Here is a 15,208-nt window from a genome sequence, read left to right on the forward strand (position 1 = left end):
CGTATATCCGCGATGTGGGTCAGGGGACTCGTCCTCCACACCGCAGCGGACGGAGCCGGCATGCACAGCCCGAGCCGGCGTGCGCCGGATCGCGCGGCGCTTCGGCGACTATGGCGAAATGTTGGATCCGGCGAGCGTCGCGGCGATCTGCGGCGAGCTCGGCTCGGTCGCCCGACGCTCCGAGCTCGTCGAGCACGGTGTCGACTCGCGCTCGCTGCGCGGCGCGGTGTCGGCAGGCGCCCTGACGCGGGTACGGCCGGGCGTCTACGCCGACCCAGACCTCCCCAGACCGACCAAGGTCGCCCTACGGCATGGGGGCGTGCTCGCGTGCGTCTCCGTCGCCCGGCAGCTGGGCCTCTGGGTGCTGCCGATCGACGAGATCGTCCACGTCTCGCTGCCGCCGCACGGTCACGCCCACGAGCACGACGGGTGCGCGTGCGTGCAGCACTGGAATGCTCTTGACCCGGCGAAGACCGCGGTGTCGCTCGTCGACGCGCTGCTGCAGATCCGCGGATGTCACGGGGAGGACGCCTTCTTCGCTGCACTGGAATCCGCGCTTCACCTGGGCTTCCTCGACGAGGAAGGACGGATCGGCCTCCGCGAACGGATCACGGAGTCGGCTCGGTGGCTCGTCGATCTTGCTCGCTCCGACGCGGAGAGCGGACTGGAGTCGCTCCTCCGGGTTCGGCTTCATCGACTGGGCATCGAGTTGCGCACCCAGGTCGACATCGGCGGCGTCGGCCGCGTCGACTTCGTCGCCGGTGATCGGCTCATCATCGAGGTCGATGGCGCGCCGGGCCATGACGACCAACCGAGCCGGCACAAAGACCGGGTGCGCGACGCGGTGGCCGCGGCGCACGGGTTCCTCACCGTCCGTTTCGACTACGCCCTCGTGGTGCATGACTGGCCGACCGTCGAGGCGGCGATCGTGACGCTCCTGGCCCACGGCCTCCACCTCCACCCGTGGGCCGAGAGCGTGCGCTCGGCCTGACCTGGTTCGCTCGACCGTGCGCGCCGGTCGCGGAGCCGGGGTCGTCCCTCGTTGAAGATGGCGGATATACGATCCGGCGCGCGGGCTCCGACCCGTGCAAGGCCGGGGTGGTGGATCGTATATCCGCAGAACGGAACCTCCGGCGGGGAGCGCGAGCGAGGCGACAAGGGAAGCCGAGCGCGGCGGGACGCCGGCGAGCGCGGCGGGACGCCAGCGAGCGCGGCGGGACGCCGGCGAGCGCGGGGGCCCGGCGGGCGCGACGCGCTCGAACCGATACGCTGGAGGGCGTGGCTCAGGAAAACCCCTTCGGACAGGTGCTCGTCGCGCTCGTCACGCCCATGACGGCGGACGGCGAGGTCGATTGGCCCGGGGTCGAGAAGCACATCGACGACGTGATCCAGGCCGGCGCCGACGGCATCGTGGTCACGGGCACCACCGGCGAGACGTCGACGCTCACCGACCCCGAGAAGATCAGGCTCGTCGAGGTCGGCAAGGATGTCGCCGCGGGGCGCGCGAAGATCATCACGGGCGGCGGCTCCAACGAGACCGCCCACGCGATCGAGTTGTACCGCCACTCCGCCGACGCCGGCGCCGACGGCATCATGATCGTGACGCCGTACTACAACAAGCCCACGCAGGCGGGCATCCTCACGCACTTCCGGCTCGTGGCCGACGCCACCGACCTGCCCGTCATCCTCTACGACATCCCCGGCCGCACGGGCGTCCCCATCATGTACGAGACCATCCTGCGGCTCGCGAAGCATCCGAACATCCTCGCCATCAAGGACGCGAAAGGTGACTTCTCCGAGGTCAGCCGCGTGCTCAACCAGACCGACCTGATGTACTTCTCGGGCGACGACGCGAACGTGCTGCCGCACCTGTCCATCGGCGCGACGGGCCTCATCGGCGTCACCGCGAACATCGCCCCCGCGCCCTACCGCACCATGGTCGATGCGGTGAACCGAGGCGACCTCAAGGCCGCCACCGCCGAGCACCAGCGGCTCGAACCGCTCGTGCGCGCCGTGATGACCCACGTGCCCGGCACGGTGTCGACGAAGTACATCCTGCACGGCCTCGGACGCATCTCGAGCCCCCGCGTGCGGCTGCCACTCGTCGGCCCCGAGGAGTGGGAGGCCGCGCTCATCGAGGACGAGATCGACCTCGTGCAGGGCATCCCCGGCGTCGACTTCCACAACTTCCGCCCCGACCGCAACGCCGCCGCGGGCGGCGCACTGCCGAAGATCGCGGGCACGACGCGCTGAGGCGCGCCGCGCGACCGCGACCGGACCACCCCGAGACATCCGCGAGGCCGGAGGGCCCGCACGAACTGAACACCGCAACGTGAGGAGGGCATATGCCCGACGTCGTCATCGATCCCGAGCCGCTCGAACCCGGGACGCTCCGCATCATCCCCATCGGCGGCCTCGGCGAGGTCGGCCGGAACATGACGAGCTACGAGATCGACGGCAAGATCCTCATCGTCGACTGCGGCGTGCTCTTCCCCGAGGAGCACCAGCCGGGCGTCGACCTGATCCTGCCCGACTTCGGGTTCCTGCGCGAGCGCCTCGACGACATCGTCGGCGTGGTGCTCACGCACGGCCACGAGGACCACATCGGCTCGGTGCCCTACCTCCTGCGACTGCGCGCGGACATCCCCCTGATCGGGTCGACGCTCACGCTCGCGCTCGTCGAGGCGAAGCTCAAGGAGCACCGCATCCAGCCGTACAGCCTCACGGTGAGCGAGGGGCGGCACGAGCGCATCGGGCCGTTCGACCTCGAGTTCGTCGCCGTGAACCACTCGATCCCCGACGCACTCGCAGTCGCCATCAAGACGCGTGCGGGCACCGTGCTCGCCACTGGCGACTTCAAGATGGACCAGCTGCCGCTCGACGGCCGGCTCACCGACCTGCGCGAGTTCGCGCGCCTCGGCGAAGAGGGCGTCGACCTCTTCATGGTCGATTCCACGAACGCGGATGTCCCGGGCTTCACGCCGCTCGAGCGCTCGATCGGTCCCGTGCTCGACGAGGTCATCGCGCGGGCCCCGCGCCGGGTCATCGTGGCGAGCTTCTCGAGCCACGTGCACCGCGTGCAGCAGGTGCTGCACGCCGCCCACCAGAACGGTCGTCGGGTGGCGCTCCTCGGCCGGAGCATGGTGCGCAACATGACCATCGCGGCCGACCTCGGCTACCTCGAGGTTCCCGAGGGCGTGCTCATCGACTACAAGAAGGCGCGCGACATCCCCGACGACCGCATCGTCTACATGTCGACGGGTTCCCAGGGCGAGCCCATGGCGGTGCTGAGCCGCATGGCGAACCGCGACCACGAGATCGAGGTCGGCGACGGCGACACCGTGATCCTCGCGTCGAGCCTCATCCCCGGCAACGAGAACGCCGTCTACCGCGTGATCGACGGGCTCACGAAGCTGGGCGCGAACGTCGTGCACAAGGGCAACGCGAAGGTCCACGTCTCGGGGCACGCGGCCGCCGGCGAACTGCTCTACTGCTACAACATCCTGAGGCCCAGGAACGTGCTGCCGATCCACGGCGAGTACCGGCACCTGTTCGCCAACGCGAAGCTCGCACAGGACACGGGCATCGCCGAGCGCAACACGTTCATCGGCGAGAACGGCACGGTGTACGACCTCCGCGACGGCGAGGTGCGGGTCGCGGGCCAGCTCGACCTCGGCTTCGTCTACGTCGACGGGTCGACCGTCGGCGAGATCACCGACGCCGACCTGAAGGACCGCCGCATCCTCGGCGAGGAGGGCTTCATCTCGGTGATCATCGTCGTGGATGCCTCGACGGGCCACATCATCGTCGGACCCGAGATCCACGCCCGCGGCTTCGCCGAGGACGACGCCGTGTTCGAGGAGGTCAAGCCGAAGATCTCGGCCGCCCTGAAGGAGGCGGCGCAGAACGGGGTCCGCGACCAGCACGGCCTGCAGCAGATCGTGCGCCGCACGGTGGGCACGTGGGTGAACCGCCGCCTGCGTCGCCGGCCGATGCTCGTGCCGCTCGTGATCGAGGCGTAGCCGGCTCGCGAAAGGGGCGCACGCCCGCCGCGAAACCGCGCCGAAACACGCGGGCCGTAATATCCGCGCATGGCGGACCACGAGATCCGCCCGGCCTTCCCGGCGGACGGCTCGTTCCTCGCCGACATGGTGGTCGAGGCGGCGAACTGGCGGGCGGGCAGCGCCCGGCCGAGACCCGCGGTGCTCGCCGACCCGGTCTACCGCGCCCATATCGCCGGTTGGCAGCGCCCGGCCGACCATGGCGTGGTCGCGGTCGACGACGAGGGGCGACCGGTCGGCGCCGCGTGGTACCGGCTCCTCGCCGCCGACTCGCCCGCGCGGGGCTCCGTCGCCGTGGGCGTGCCCGAGCTCATCATCGGCGTCCGGCCGCTCTGGCGCGCACAGGGCGTCGGGCGTGCCCTGCTGCGATCGCTGACGAATGCCGCGCGCTCGGCGGGCTTCGCCCGCATCGCGCTGAGCGTGGAGCATGGCAACTTCGCCCACGACCTCTACCGGTCGGAGGGATTCGTCGTCGTGGCGTCGGTGGGGGGCCGCGACACCATGGTGCGCCGCCTCACCTGATCGCGGACACTCGCTTCGCGCTGCCGGCCTGAGTCGGCCGTCGGCCGTAACGTTGGGGGCATGGCTACGCGCACCAGGTCGAACGGGCGTGCCTCCGGCACGCCCGCGCGCGGCTCGAGCGCGAAGGCGACCGCCAAGACGGCGCCCACGAAGAAGCTGCCCGCGGCGACCGCACGGGGTTCGGCCGCGCCGAAGCGGCAGCCTGTGGCATCCGAGCGCCCCAACCTGTTCGTGCGCGCGTGGATGGGCCTCGCGCACCTCACCGGCGGCGCGGCCAGAGCGCTCGGCCCCGAGACGCTCGCGAAGGAGGAGCGGCGCGACGGCCTGCCGTTCTTCCTCGTGCTGCTGGCCATCGCCGGCGCCGTCGTCGAATGGTTCTTCATCAACGACCCCTGGGCGCAGGTGCTCGACTCGTGGACCTTCGGCGGCCTGTTCGGGCGACTGGCGTTCGCCCTGCCGGTCATCATGCTGGGCTTCGCCGTGTGGCTGTTCCGGCATCCGAGCTCCGTGCACGACAACACGCGCATCGGCATCGGCATGGGGCTGCTGCTCCTCGCCGTCTCGGGTCTCAGTCACCTGTTCGGCGGGCAGCCCGAGCCGCGCGAGGGCATGGCCGTGCTCGCCCGGGCGGGCGGCATCCTCGGCTGGATGCTCGCCCAGCCGCTCATCCTGTTGATCACCGAGGCGGGCGCCGCGGTCGTGCTGATCGTGCTGCTCCTGCTGTCGCTGCTCATCATCACGAAGACCCCGCCGAACCGCATCCCGGCGCGGTTCCGAGAGCTGTACGCGTGGCTCTTCGGCGCTCCCGAGCCCGACGAGGAGGCGACGGATGCCGCGAAGCCGTCGCGTCGCGACCGACGCAGGTCGGTGCCGACCGAGCTCGACGGCATCGACGGGCCGGCCGACGAGGACGGCGAGCGCAGCGGCCTCGTGCCGTGGTGGCGGCGGAACGCGTCGAACCGCGAGGAGGACCCCGAGTACCAGGCACCCGGAGTCGAGGGCATCACCGAGGTGTTCGGCGCGGGGTCGGCTGCGGGCAGCTTCGAGTCGCCGATCGAGGGCGTGGCCACCTCGTACGGCAGTGAGGTCATCGGCGACCTCGAGCGTGCCGAGACGGCGCTGCAGCGGTTCACGGGAGACGTGCCGCGCGGCGGCACCGGGCTGCGCAGCGACGACGGCGCCGCGACGAGCGTGCTTTCGGTCTTCGACGAGTCGGCTGATGGCGACCCGAGCGAGCCCGGCCCGGCGGGTCACCCGGGTGCGACCGGCCCGAGCCTCGCGGGCGGCGACGAGCTCGCGGCATCCGAGCCCGAACGTCCCTACCACCTGCCGGCGGCGTCGACCCTCGCGGCCGGTCCGCCCGCCAAGGCCAGGTCGGCCGTGAACGACGACGTCGTGCGCCAGATCACGGCCGTCCTCGACCAGTTCTCGGTCGACGCCAGGGTCACGGGCTTCTCGCGCGGGCCGACGGTGACCCAGTACGAGATCGAGCTGGGCCCCGGCGTCAAGGTCGAGCGCGTCACGGCGCTGTCGAAGAACCTCGCCTACGCGGTCGCGTCGAACGAGGTGCGCATCCTCTCGCCGATCCCCGGCAAGAGCGCGATCGGCGTGGAGATCCCGAACGCCGACCGCGAGACGGTCACGCTCGGCGACGTGCTGCGCTCGGGCGCGGCCGTCAACGCGAAGCACCCCATGACGATCGGCGTCGGCAAGGACGTCGGCGGCGGCTACGTCGTGGCGAACCTCGCGAAGATGCCGCACCTTCTCGTCGCCGGCTCCACGGGATCGGGCAAGTCGAGCTTCGTGAACTCGATGATCACGAGCCTCCTCATGCGTGCGAAGCCCAGCGAGGTGCGCATGGTGCTCGTCGACCCGAAGCGCGTCGAGCTCGCGCCGTACGCGGGCGTGCCGCACCTCATCACGCCCATCATCACGAACCCGAAGAAGGCGGCCGAGGCGCTGCAGTGGGTCGTGAAGGAGATGGACATGCGCTACGACGACCTCGCGTCGTTCGGCTTCCGTCACATCGACGACTTCAACAAGGCCGTCATCAACGACGAGATCGTGCTGCCGGCCGGCAGCGAGCGCCGCCTCAAGCCGTACCCGTACCTGCTCGTCGTCGTCGACGAGCTCGCCGACCTCATGATGGTGGCTCCGCGCGACGTCGAGGACTCGATCGTGCGCATCACCCAGCTCGCGCGCGCCTCGGGCATCCACCTCGTGCTCGCGACGCAGCGCCCGTCGGTCGACGTCGTCACGGGCCTCATCAAGGCGAACGTGCCGAGCCGGCTCGCGTTCGCCGTCACGAGCGTCACCGACTCGCGCGTCATCCTCGACCAGCCGGGCGCCGACAAGCTCATCGGCCAGGGCGACGCGCTCTTCCTGCCGATGGGCGCGTCGAAGCCCATCCGGGTGCAGGGCGCGTGGGTGACCGAGGCCGAGATCGAGCGCGTCGTGAAGCACGTCACGCGACAGGCGCGCCCCGAGTACCGGCAGGATGTCGCGGCCGCCGTCGAGAAGAAGGAGATCGACTCCGACATCGGCGACGACCTCGAGTTGCTGCTCGCGGCGGCCGAGCTCGTGGTGTCGACGCAGTTCGGGTCGACGTCGATGCTCCAGCGCAAGCTCCGTGTGGGATTCGCCAAGGCCGGCCGGCTCATGGACCTGCTCGAGTCGCGCGAGATCGTGGGCCCGTCCGAGGGCTCGAAGGCGCGCGACGTGCTGGTGACCGCCGAGCAGCTGCCGGGCGTGCTGGCACGCCTGCGCGGCGAGGAGCCGGCCGGCGCGCCCGCTGGGGCGACGGCCGCCGCACCCGCCGCCGCGCCGCGGCCGAGCGCGCCGCCCGCACCCGACGACCGGTACGACGACGACCCCGTCGAGCGGCAGACCCACGGGCTCCCCGAGGTCGAGGCGGAGTCCGACGAGGACGCGTGGGGGCTCACCGGCCGCGACTAGCGGTGTACGCACGCGACCGACGCTGCCGCGGCATCCGTGCCCGCTATCCTTGGTCGCATGACCTCTTCCGCCGGCGGTTCCGAGCGATCGTCGAACTGGAATCTCCCGAACGCCATCACCATCGTCCGCATCATCGTCGCTCCGGTCTTCTTCTGGATGCTGCTCGCCGACGGGGGGCAGGACGGCTGGCTGCGGTGGGTCGCCGCCGTGGTCTTCATCGTCGGCATCTCGACCGACAGCCTCGACGGGTACCTCGCCCGGTCGCGCGGCCTCGTCACCGATCTCGGCAAGATCCTCGACCCGATCGCCGACAAGCTCCTCACGAGCGGCGCCCTGGTATGCCTCTCGATCCTCGGCGAGCTGCCGTGGTGGGTCACCGCGATCATCGTCGTGCGCGAGGTCGGCATCACGATCTGGCGCTTCGTGGAGCTCGGCCGCGGCAACGTCGTGCCGGCCTCCTCGGGCGGCAAGCTCAAGACGCTCGTGCAGTCGTTCGCCATCTCGTTCGCGCTCCTGCCGTTCTGGACGCTCGTGGGCGACACGTGGATCCACTGGGTGAACGGCGCCCTCATGACGGCGGCGGTCATCCTCACCGTCTGGTCCGGCCTGCTCTACGTGCGCGACGCGGCGCGACTGTCGCGCGAACGTCACGACCAGCACGAGGGCTGAGGTGGCGGAGCGGATGCCGCAGCCGTCCGATCCGGCCGCGGCCGTCATCGCGGAGCTCACCCGACGCGGGCTCCGCATCGCCGTGGCCGAATCGCTCACCGGCGGCCTCGTGGTGGCGGAGCTGACGCGGATCCCCGGGGCCTCGCTCGCGGTGAACGGCGGCGTCGTCGCCTACGACACGGGCGTGAAGCACACCGTGCTCGGCGTCTCGGCCGAACTGCTCGAACGAGAGGGTGCAGTGCACCCCGAGGTCGCGCGGCAGATGGCCGACCGGGTGCGGCGCGTGCTCGCGGTCGCCGGTCGCCCCGCCGATCTCGGCATCGCGACCACGGGCGTGGCCGGGCCCGACCCGCAGGACGGCAAGTCCGTCGGCACCGTCTTCCTCGGCGTCGCGATGGGCGACGAGGTCGAAGCGATCGCCCTCGACGTGCCGGGGGACCGCGCCGAGATCCGCGCGGCCACGGTGCGCGCGGCGATCGGCGCCGTGCTCGAGCGGCTGTGAGCGTTCAGCGCCCAGGCGTGCGGTACCGGTGCTCCGGCCGCCCGGCCGAGCCGTACCGTGGAGCCACCTCGGCGGCGCCCGTGGCGACGAGGTGCTCGAGGTAACGACGGGCGCTGACGCGGCTCATGCCGAGCGATTCGGCGATCTCGGCGGCCGAGGCATCCGTTCGGCACTCGCCGAGCCTGGCCGCGACGCGCGCGAGGCTGACGGGTGACAGCCCCTTCGGGAGCGTCGCGCTGCGTGACGGCGAGCGGGCGCCGCCGAGCACCTGGTCGACCGCGCGCTGGTCGAGCGCGGTGCCGGGGGCGAGCCGGTCGGCGGCGATGCCGCGGCGCACGTCCTCGAGCCGTTCGCCGAGGCTCGCGCCCGAGAACGGCTTGACGAGGTAGTGCCGCACCCCGAGGAGCCGCGCGCGCCGCACGGTGTCGAGGTCGCGCGCCGCGGTGACCGCGATGACCTCCACGTCGTCGCCGGTCGCCCGGAGGCGGCGCAGCACGTCGAGGCCGCCGAGGTCGGGCAGGTAGACGTCGAGCAGCACGAGCTGCGGCCGGTGGAGCTCGATGGCGGCGAGGGCGGCGGCGCCGGTGTGTGCCTCGGCGACGACCGTGAACCCCGGTTGCGCGTCGACGAAGGCGCGGTTCACGTGCGCGACGGCGAAGTCGTCGTCGACGATCACGGCGCGGATGTCGCTCACCGGCGCACCCCGATCGGACTCGGCTCGGCTGCGCGTGCCGGCGGCGGCGCCCAGGGCAGCACCACCGTGAACCGCGCCCCGCCCGCGGGCGAGGCGCCCACGCCGGCGGTGCCGCCCGTCCGCACGGCGACGCGCTTCACGATGGTGAGTCCGATGCCGCGCCGCGCCTTCCCGGGCACGGCCGACTTGCCGCTCACGTCAGGCTCGAAGATGGCGTCGCGGAGCTCCGAGGGCACGCCGGGTCCGTCGTCGTCGACGCGCACCACCACGGCGCCCGGCTCGAGGTCGTCGCGCACCGACAGGGTGATCCGCCCGCCGAGCCCGCACGCCTCGATGGCGTTGTCGAGCAGGTTGCCGACCACCGTGAGCAGGTCGGTGCGAGGCAGGTCGCCCGGTGCCGCGTCGAGGTGCGAGGCGGGGTCGAGTTCGAGCGCGATGCCGAGCTCCTGTGCGCGGGAACGCTTGGCGAGCACGAGCGCGGCGGTCTCGACGTCGGCGATGCCGTCGTGCTCGTCGAGCGAGGAGAGCGCGCCGCCGGCGCCCACGCGTTCGATGAACGAGATCGCCGCGTCGACGTGGCCGAGCTCGAGGAGGCCGCTCACGACGTGCAGCTTGTTCGAGAACTCGTGCGACTGGGCGCGCAGCCCCTCGGCGAGGCCCTGGGCGCCCTGCAGTTCGCGCAGCATGGTCTCGAGCTCGGTGCGGTCGCGGAGGATCGCGATGGAGCCGACCTCGCGACCGTCGACCCGCACCCGGTCGCCGTGCACGAGCAGCACCCGTTCGCCCGAGAGCACGGGCGTCTCCCGGTTCTCGCCCGACGCGATGAACCGGGCGAGCTCGCGGTCGAGCACGCCCGCGACGTCGCTGCCGAGCACCGCCTGCGCGTCGTCGATGCCGAGGAGCCGTGCCGCCGCGTCGTTCATGAGCACGATCCGCCCGGAGTCGTCGACCGCGACGAGCCCTTCGCGGATGCCGTGCAGCATGGCCTCGCGCGTCTCGAGCATGGCGCGGATCTCGTCGGGCTCGAGGCCGTAGATGCGGCGCCGGATGACCCGGCCGATCCACGCCGAGCCGACCACCCCCACGATCGCCGCCACGATGAGCGCCGCGAGCAGGCCGCTGAGGCCGCCCACGAAGTCGGCGCGCAGTTCGGACTCGAGGATGCCGACCGACACCTGACCCATGACCTCGCCGTCATCGGTGAAGATCGGCACCTTCACGCGCCACGACTCGCCGAGCGTGCCGGTCTGGGTGCCGACGTACACCTGGCCCGACAGCGGTATGGCGGGGTCGGTCGACACCCGCTCGCCGATCCGGTCGGGGTTCGGGTGCGAGTAGCGGATGCCGCGGTCGTTCGCCACGACGACGTACGTGACATCCGACGCCTTGCGGATCACCTCGGCGACCGGCTGGATCGTCGCCGACGGGTCGGCGTCGTCGAACGCGTCGGTGATGACCGGGAGCCCGGCCACCGACTGGGCGACGGCGATCATGCGGTCCTGGTAGGCGTCGCGCAGCTGCTGCTCCTGCAGCCACATCGCCGTGAGCCCCGTGCCGACCACCGTCGTGAGCACGATCGCGACCTGCAGCAGCAGCAGCTGCATGCCAAGCGTCATCGACCGGCCCACCCGTCCAGTGTGACGCACACGGCCCGGCATGGGGCATCCGGAGCCGTGACCAATACGACCGAATCGACCGAAACGACCACTACGACCCTTACGAACGCAGCATTCCCCGCGCCGCATGGCGTCCGTAGCGTCATCCGCACATCGATCGTCGCCCGGCGAGGCTGCCGGGGGCTCAAGGAGGAGAACGTTGCGATCACACCGCAGGCCGCTCACGCCGGCCGGAACCCGCACCATCACCCGAACGGCTGCTCGCGGCACCCTCGCGGCCGCCGGCATCGCCGCGATGCTCGGCCTCGCGGCCTGCAGCACGCCGGCCGGGGGCGCCGACGGCGAGGCGGATGCCGCGGCCGCGGCATCCCTCGACACGGTGCACCTCATCGCCCCCGCCGACCCGGGCGGTGGCTGGGACCAGACCGCACGCGCCCTCGCGCAGGTGCTCACCGATGAAGGCCTCGTCGGGTCGGCGCCCGTGGAGAACATCGGGGGCGCCGGCGGAACCGTCGGGCTCGCGTCGCTCGCGAACGAGAAGGACCCGGCGACGCTCATGGTCACGGGCCTCGTCATGGTCGGCGCCGTCGAGACGAACGCCTCGGAGGTGCGCATCGAGGACATGACCCCCATCGCGCGCCTCACCGAGGAGGCGCTCGTGCTCGTGGTGCCGGCCTCGTCGCCGTACGAGACCGCCGAGGACCTCGTCGACGCCATCGTCGAGGAGGGCGCGGCGATCTCGGTCACGGGCGGCTCGGCGGGCGGTGCCGACCACATCCTGGCCGGCATGCTGCTCACCGAGGCCGGGGTGGACCCCGCCGACATCCCGTCGACGCTCAACTACATCCCGAACTCGGGTGGCGGCGAGGCCGTCACGATGCTCCTCGGCAACACCGTGCAGGCTGGCATCTCGGGCGTCGGCGAGTTCGTCCAGCAGATCGAGGCGGGGGAGCTGCGCGCGCTCGCCGTGTCGTCGCCCGAGCCCGTCGAGCTCCTGCCCGACACGCCCACCCTCATCGAGGAGGGCTACGACGTCGAGCTCACCAACTGGCGCGGCCTCCTCGCCCCCGGCGACCTCTCCGACGCCGACGTCGAGGCGCTCACGACCCTCGTCACCGACCTGCACGGATCGGAGGCGTGGACGGCCACGCTCGAGGAGAAGGGCTGGGCCGACGCGTTCCTCACGGGCGACGACTTCCGCACCTTCCTCGACGACGACATCGCCGAGGTGACGCAGACGCTGCAGTCCATCGGCCTGGTGTCGAAATGACCGAGTCCGCATCGGCTCCCCTCGACGCGCCGGCGTCGGGGGGAGCCCCCGTGGCGGAGCCGGCCAGGCCCCGGCGCCCGATCGGCGAGCTCGCGTTCGCCGCGGCCTGCGCGGCGCTCGGCGTCTACGCCATCGTGGGCGCCGGGTTCATCCGCGTGCCACCGGGCTCGGCGAGCGTGCTCGGACCACGCGTCTTCCCGTACGCCGTCGGGGTGCTGCTCGTCGCGGCATCCGTCGCCGTCATCGTGCAGGTCGCGCGCGGCCGCCGCGGCGTGCCGGACGACGGCGAGGACATCGATCCGGATGCCCCGACCGACTGGCTCACCGTACTGAAGCTCGTCGCCTTCTTCCTCACCCAGCTCGTGCTCATCGAGTGGGCGGGCTGGCCCATCGCCGTCACGGTGCTCTTCGGCGGCGCGGCCTGGTCGCTCGGCGCGAAGCGCTGGTGGGCCGCCGTGCTCGTCGGACTCGGACTCGGGCTCGTGACGCAACTCGTCTTCGGCGCCTGGCTCGGGCTCTCGCTGCCCGCCGGCCCCCTCCTCGACTGGATCCCGATCTTCCATGGATAGCCTCACCGCACTCCTCGAGGGCTTCGCCACCGCGCTCCAGCCCCAGTACCTCCTCTATGCGCTGTTCGGCGTGTTCATCGGCACCGCCGTCGGCGTGCTGCCCGGCATCGGACCCGCCATGACGGTGGCGCTGCTGCTGCCGCTCACCTACTCGCTCGACCCCACCGGGGCGCTCATCGTGTTCGCCGGCATCTACTACGGCGGCATGTACGGCGGCTCGACGACCTCGATCCTGCTGAACACGCCGGGGGAGTCCGCGTCGATCGTGACCGCGCTCGAGGGCAACCGCATGGCGAAGGCCGGCCGCGGCGCCGCCGCGCTCGCCACCGCCGCCATCGGCTCCTTCGTGGCCGGCACCGCGGCGACCCTCGCCCTCACCTTCCTCGCGCCGGGCATCGCGAAGCTCGCGGTGCAGCTCGGGCCGGCCGACTACTTCGCGCTCATCGTGGTGGCGTTCCTCACCGTCGGAGCCCTGCTCGGATCGAGCGTGCCGCGCGGACTCGTGTCGCTCGGCCTCGGGCTCCTCGTGGGCCTCATCGGCACCGAGGTGCTCTCGGGGCAGCAGCGCTACACGTTCGGCATCCCGAGCCTCGCCGACGGCATCGACGTGGTCATCATCGCGGTCGGGCTCTTCGCGCTCGGGGAGACGCTGTACGTGGCCTCGCGACTCCGGCACGGCCCGGTGCGCGTCATCCCGGTGACGCGCGGCTGGCGCACCTGGATGACCCGGCGCGACTGGTCGCGGTCGTGGCGGCCCTGGCTGCGCGGCACGGCCATCGGCTTCCCGATCGGCACGATCCCGGCGGGCGGGGCGGATGTCGCGACCTTCCTGTCGTACGCGACCGAGCGCAAGCTCGCCCGCGGCGAGGCGAAGGGCGAGTTCGGCCGGGGCGCCATCGAGGGCGTCGCCGGTCCCGAGGCGGCGAACAACGCGGCCGCCGCGGGCGTGCTCGTGCCGCTCCTGACGCTCGGACTCCCGACGACCGCGACGGCGGCGATCATCATCTCGGCGTTCCAGTCCTACGGCATCCGGCCGGGACCCATGCTCTTCGAGAACCAGTCCGGCCTGGTCTGGGCGCTCATCGCGAGCCTCTACCTGGGCAACGTCATGCTGCTCGTGCTGAACCTGCCGCTCGTCGGCATGTGGGTGAAGGTGCTGCGGATCCCGCGGCCGTACCTCTACGCGGGCATCCTCGCGTTCGCGGGGCTCGGTGCGTACGCGCTGCACTTCAACGTGCTCGACACACTGAGCCTGCTCGTCATCGGCGTGGTCGGCTTCCTGATGCGCCGATACGGCTATCCGGTGGCGCCCATGGTCGTCGGCGGCATCCTCGGGCCGATGGCCGAGGAGCAACTGCGCAAGTCGATGGCCATCAGCCAGGGCGACCTGTCGTACCTGGTGCACAGCCCGTTCGCGATCATCGCCTACTCGACGCTGGCGGTCATCATCGGGCTCGGCATCTGGCTGAAGCGGAGGAAGGCCCGGCTCGAGGCATCCGCGCCACTCGCCGTCGAGCCTGCCGCCCGAGACGTCGAACGCGTGGAATAACCATTGTGAACACCCTGTTACACGTGGCAGGTTCACACGAAAGCCCCAGTGTGCAACGCTAGATTGAATGGACGGAGAGTCGGCGCGACCGGCGCTCCGAAGTTCGACTCCGGCGGAGTCGCAGGCAGAGAGAAGGAGGTTCCCGATGGTTCTGGTTCGACAGGAGATCGGCGACGTTCTGAGGGACTTCCGTCTGCAGAAGGGGCGCACCCTTCGCCAGGTGGCGTCCAAGGCGAGTGTCGCCCTCGGCTACCTCAGCGAGGTGGAGCGCGGCCAGAAGGAGGCCTCCTCCGAGATCCTCGCCTCCGTCGCCGAAGCGCTCGACACGCCCATCTCGGTGATCATGCACGAGGTCGGCGACCGCATCGCGGTGCTCGAAGGCATGGCCGTCGTTCCCGAGAGCGTTCCCGACGAGCTCGTCGCGGAGTTCGACGCGGGCATGATGGTCCGCTGACCCGACCCAGTACGTCGTCGCATCGGCCGGTCATTCGACCGGCCGATGTCGTTTCCGGAGAGCATGCATGAAGCTGAGCGAGTTCCAGATCGCGGTCGATGAGGAGTTCGGCGCCGGCTACGGGAACGTGGTCGTGAACGACCTCGTGCTCGCGGCGGTGGGCGATCGCACCGCGCGCGAGGCGCTCGCGGCCGGGGTGCCGCCCCGCGACGTGTGGCTCGCGCTCTGCGAGGCGACGGATGTCCCGGCCGCGCGCCGGCACGGCGCCGGACGCCGCGAGCCGGGTCGCCGCGGCGTCGGCGGCGCGCGCTGACGCGGCCGCCGGTCCGCGTCGACCGCGTCGGCCA

The 15,208-nt window shown here is 71.7% G+C and carries 14 protein-coding genes; 12 read left to right on the forward strand and 2 right to left on the reverse strand.

Translation table 11 applies throughout. The annotated features are described in order from the left end of the window. Window positions 1-118 precede the first annotated feature (118 nt). The 7 genes from ACVFI9_RS08060 (at window position 119) to ACVFI9_RS08090 (ending at window position 8,709) form a co-directional block, all read left to right on the forward strand. On the forward strand, window positions 119-991 hold the full coding sequence (locus ACVFI9_RS08060; protein ID WP_474765638.1) for a DUF559 domain-containing protein: 873 nt from the start codon (window positions 119-121) through the stop codon (window positions 989-991). A gap of 338 nt (window positions 992-1,329) precedes the next feature. After that, window positions 1,330-2,253, forward strand: a complete 924-nt coding sequence (gene dapA / locus ACVFI9_RS08065) for a 4-hydroxy-tetrahydrodipicolinate synthase (protein ID WP_474766206.1) — start codon at window positions 1,330-1,332, stop codon at window positions 2,251-2,253. Between the two features lie 92 nt (window positions 2,254-2,345). Next, window positions 2,346-4,022, forward strand: a complete 1,677-nt coding sequence (locus tag ACVFI9_RS08070; protein ID WP_474765639.1) for a ribonuclease J — start codon at window positions 2,346-2,348, stop codon at window positions 4,020-4,022. Between the two features lie 69 nt (window positions 4,023-4,091). Continuing rightward, the gene (locus tag ACVFI9_RS08075) at window positions 4,092-4,583 is read left to right on the forward strand and encodes an N-acetyltransferase family protein (protein ID WP_474765640.1); all 492 of its coding nucleotides are present in this window, start codon (window positions 4,092-4,094) and stop codon (window positions 4,581-4,583) included. Between the two features lie 60 nt (window positions 4,584-4,643). Continuing rightward, the gene (locus ACVFI9_RS08080) at window positions 4,644-7,538 is read left to right on the forward strand and encodes an FtsK/SpoIIIE family DNA translocase (protein ID WP_474765641.1); all 2,895 of its coding nucleotides are present in this window, start codon (window positions 4,644-4,646) and stop codon (window positions 7,536-7,538) included. Between the two features lie 57 nt (window positions 7,539-7,595). Next, window positions 7,596-8,207, forward strand: a complete 612-nt coding sequence (gene pgsA / locus ACVFI9_RS08085) for a CDP-diacylglycerol--glycerol-3-phosphate 3-phosphatidyltransferase (protein ID WP_474765643.1) — start codon at window positions 7,596-7,598, stop codon at window positions 8,205-8,207. Between the two features lie 13 nt (window positions 8,208-8,220). Next, window positions 8,221-8,709, forward strand: coding sequence for a CinA family protein (locus tag ACVFI9_RS08090; RefSeq protein WP_474765644.1), 489 nt, complete (start codon window positions 8,221-8,223; stop codon window positions 8,707-8,709). 4 nt (window positions 8,710-8,713) lie between these two features. On the opposite strand, the gene ACVFI9_RS08095 is transcribed toward ACVFI9_RS08090, so the two are convergent. Together ACVFI9_RS08095 and ACVFI9_RS08100 are read right to left on the reverse strand one after the other, a co-directional pair. Then, window positions 8,714-9,403, reverse strand: a complete 690-nt coding sequence (locus tag ACVFI9_RS08095) for a response regulator (RefSeq protein WP_474765645.1) — start codon at window positions 9,401-9,403, stop codon at window positions 8,714-8,716. Further along, entirely contained in the window at window positions 9,400-11,019 is a 1,620-nt protein-coding gene (locus ACVFI9_RS08100) for an ATP-binding protein (RefSeq protein ID WP_474765646.1), read from the reverse strand. Before ACVFI9_RS08100 ends, ACVFI9_RS08095 begins: the two co-directional genes overlap by 4 nt. 199 nt (window positions 11,020-11,218) lie before the next feature. Here ACVFI9_RS08100 and ACVFI9_RS08105 point away from each other — a divergent pair, with 199 nt between their 5' ends. From ACVFI9_RS08105 to ACVFI9_RS08125, 5 genes are all read left to right on the forward strand, one after another. Beyond that, the gene (locus ACVFI9_RS08105) at window positions 11,219-12,289 is read left to right on the forward strand and encodes a Bug family tripartite tricarboxylate transporter substrate binding protein (RefSeq protein WP_474765647.1); all 1,071 of its coding nucleotides are present in this window, start codon (window positions 11,219-11,221) and stop codon (window positions 12,287-12,289) included. After that, window positions 12,286-12,858 (forward strand): tripartite tricarboxylate transporter TctB family protein, encoded by a 573-nt coding sequence (locus ACVFI9_RS08110; protein WP_474765648.1) that lies wholly within the window; start codon window positions 12,286-12,288, stop codon window positions 12,856-12,858. Before ACVFI9_RS08105 ends, ACVFI9_RS08110 begins: the two co-directional genes overlap by 4 nt. Further along, on the forward strand, window positions 12,851-14,407 hold the full coding sequence (locus ACVFI9_RS08115; protein WP_474765650.1) for a tripartite tricarboxylate transporter permease: 1,557 nt from the start codon (window positions 12,851-12,853) through the stop codon (window positions 14,405-14,407). Before ACVFI9_RS08110 ends, ACVFI9_RS08115 begins: the two co-directional genes overlap by 8 nt. A 145-nt stretch (window positions 14,408-14,552) precedes the next feature. After that, window positions 14,553-14,861 carry a helix-turn-helix domain-containing protein gene (locus ACVFI9_RS08120; RefSeq protein ID WP_474765651.1) on the forward strand — a complete coding sequence of 103 codons (309 nt, stop codon included), beginning with the start codon at window positions 14,553-14,555 and terminating at the stop codon, window positions 14,859-14,861. A gap of 67 nt (window positions 14,862-14,928) precedes the next feature. Beyond that, window positions 14,929-15,174: a DUF3046 domain-containing protein gene (locus ACVFI9_RS08125; RefSeq protein ID WP_474765653.1), complete on the forward strand. Its 246-nt coding sequence runs from the start codon at window positions 14,929-14,931 to the stop codon at window positions 15,172-15,174. The last annotated feature ends 34 nt before the right edge of the window (window positions 15,175-15,208 follow it).

The organism is Agromyces sp. NSFZ, assembly GCF_056156205.1.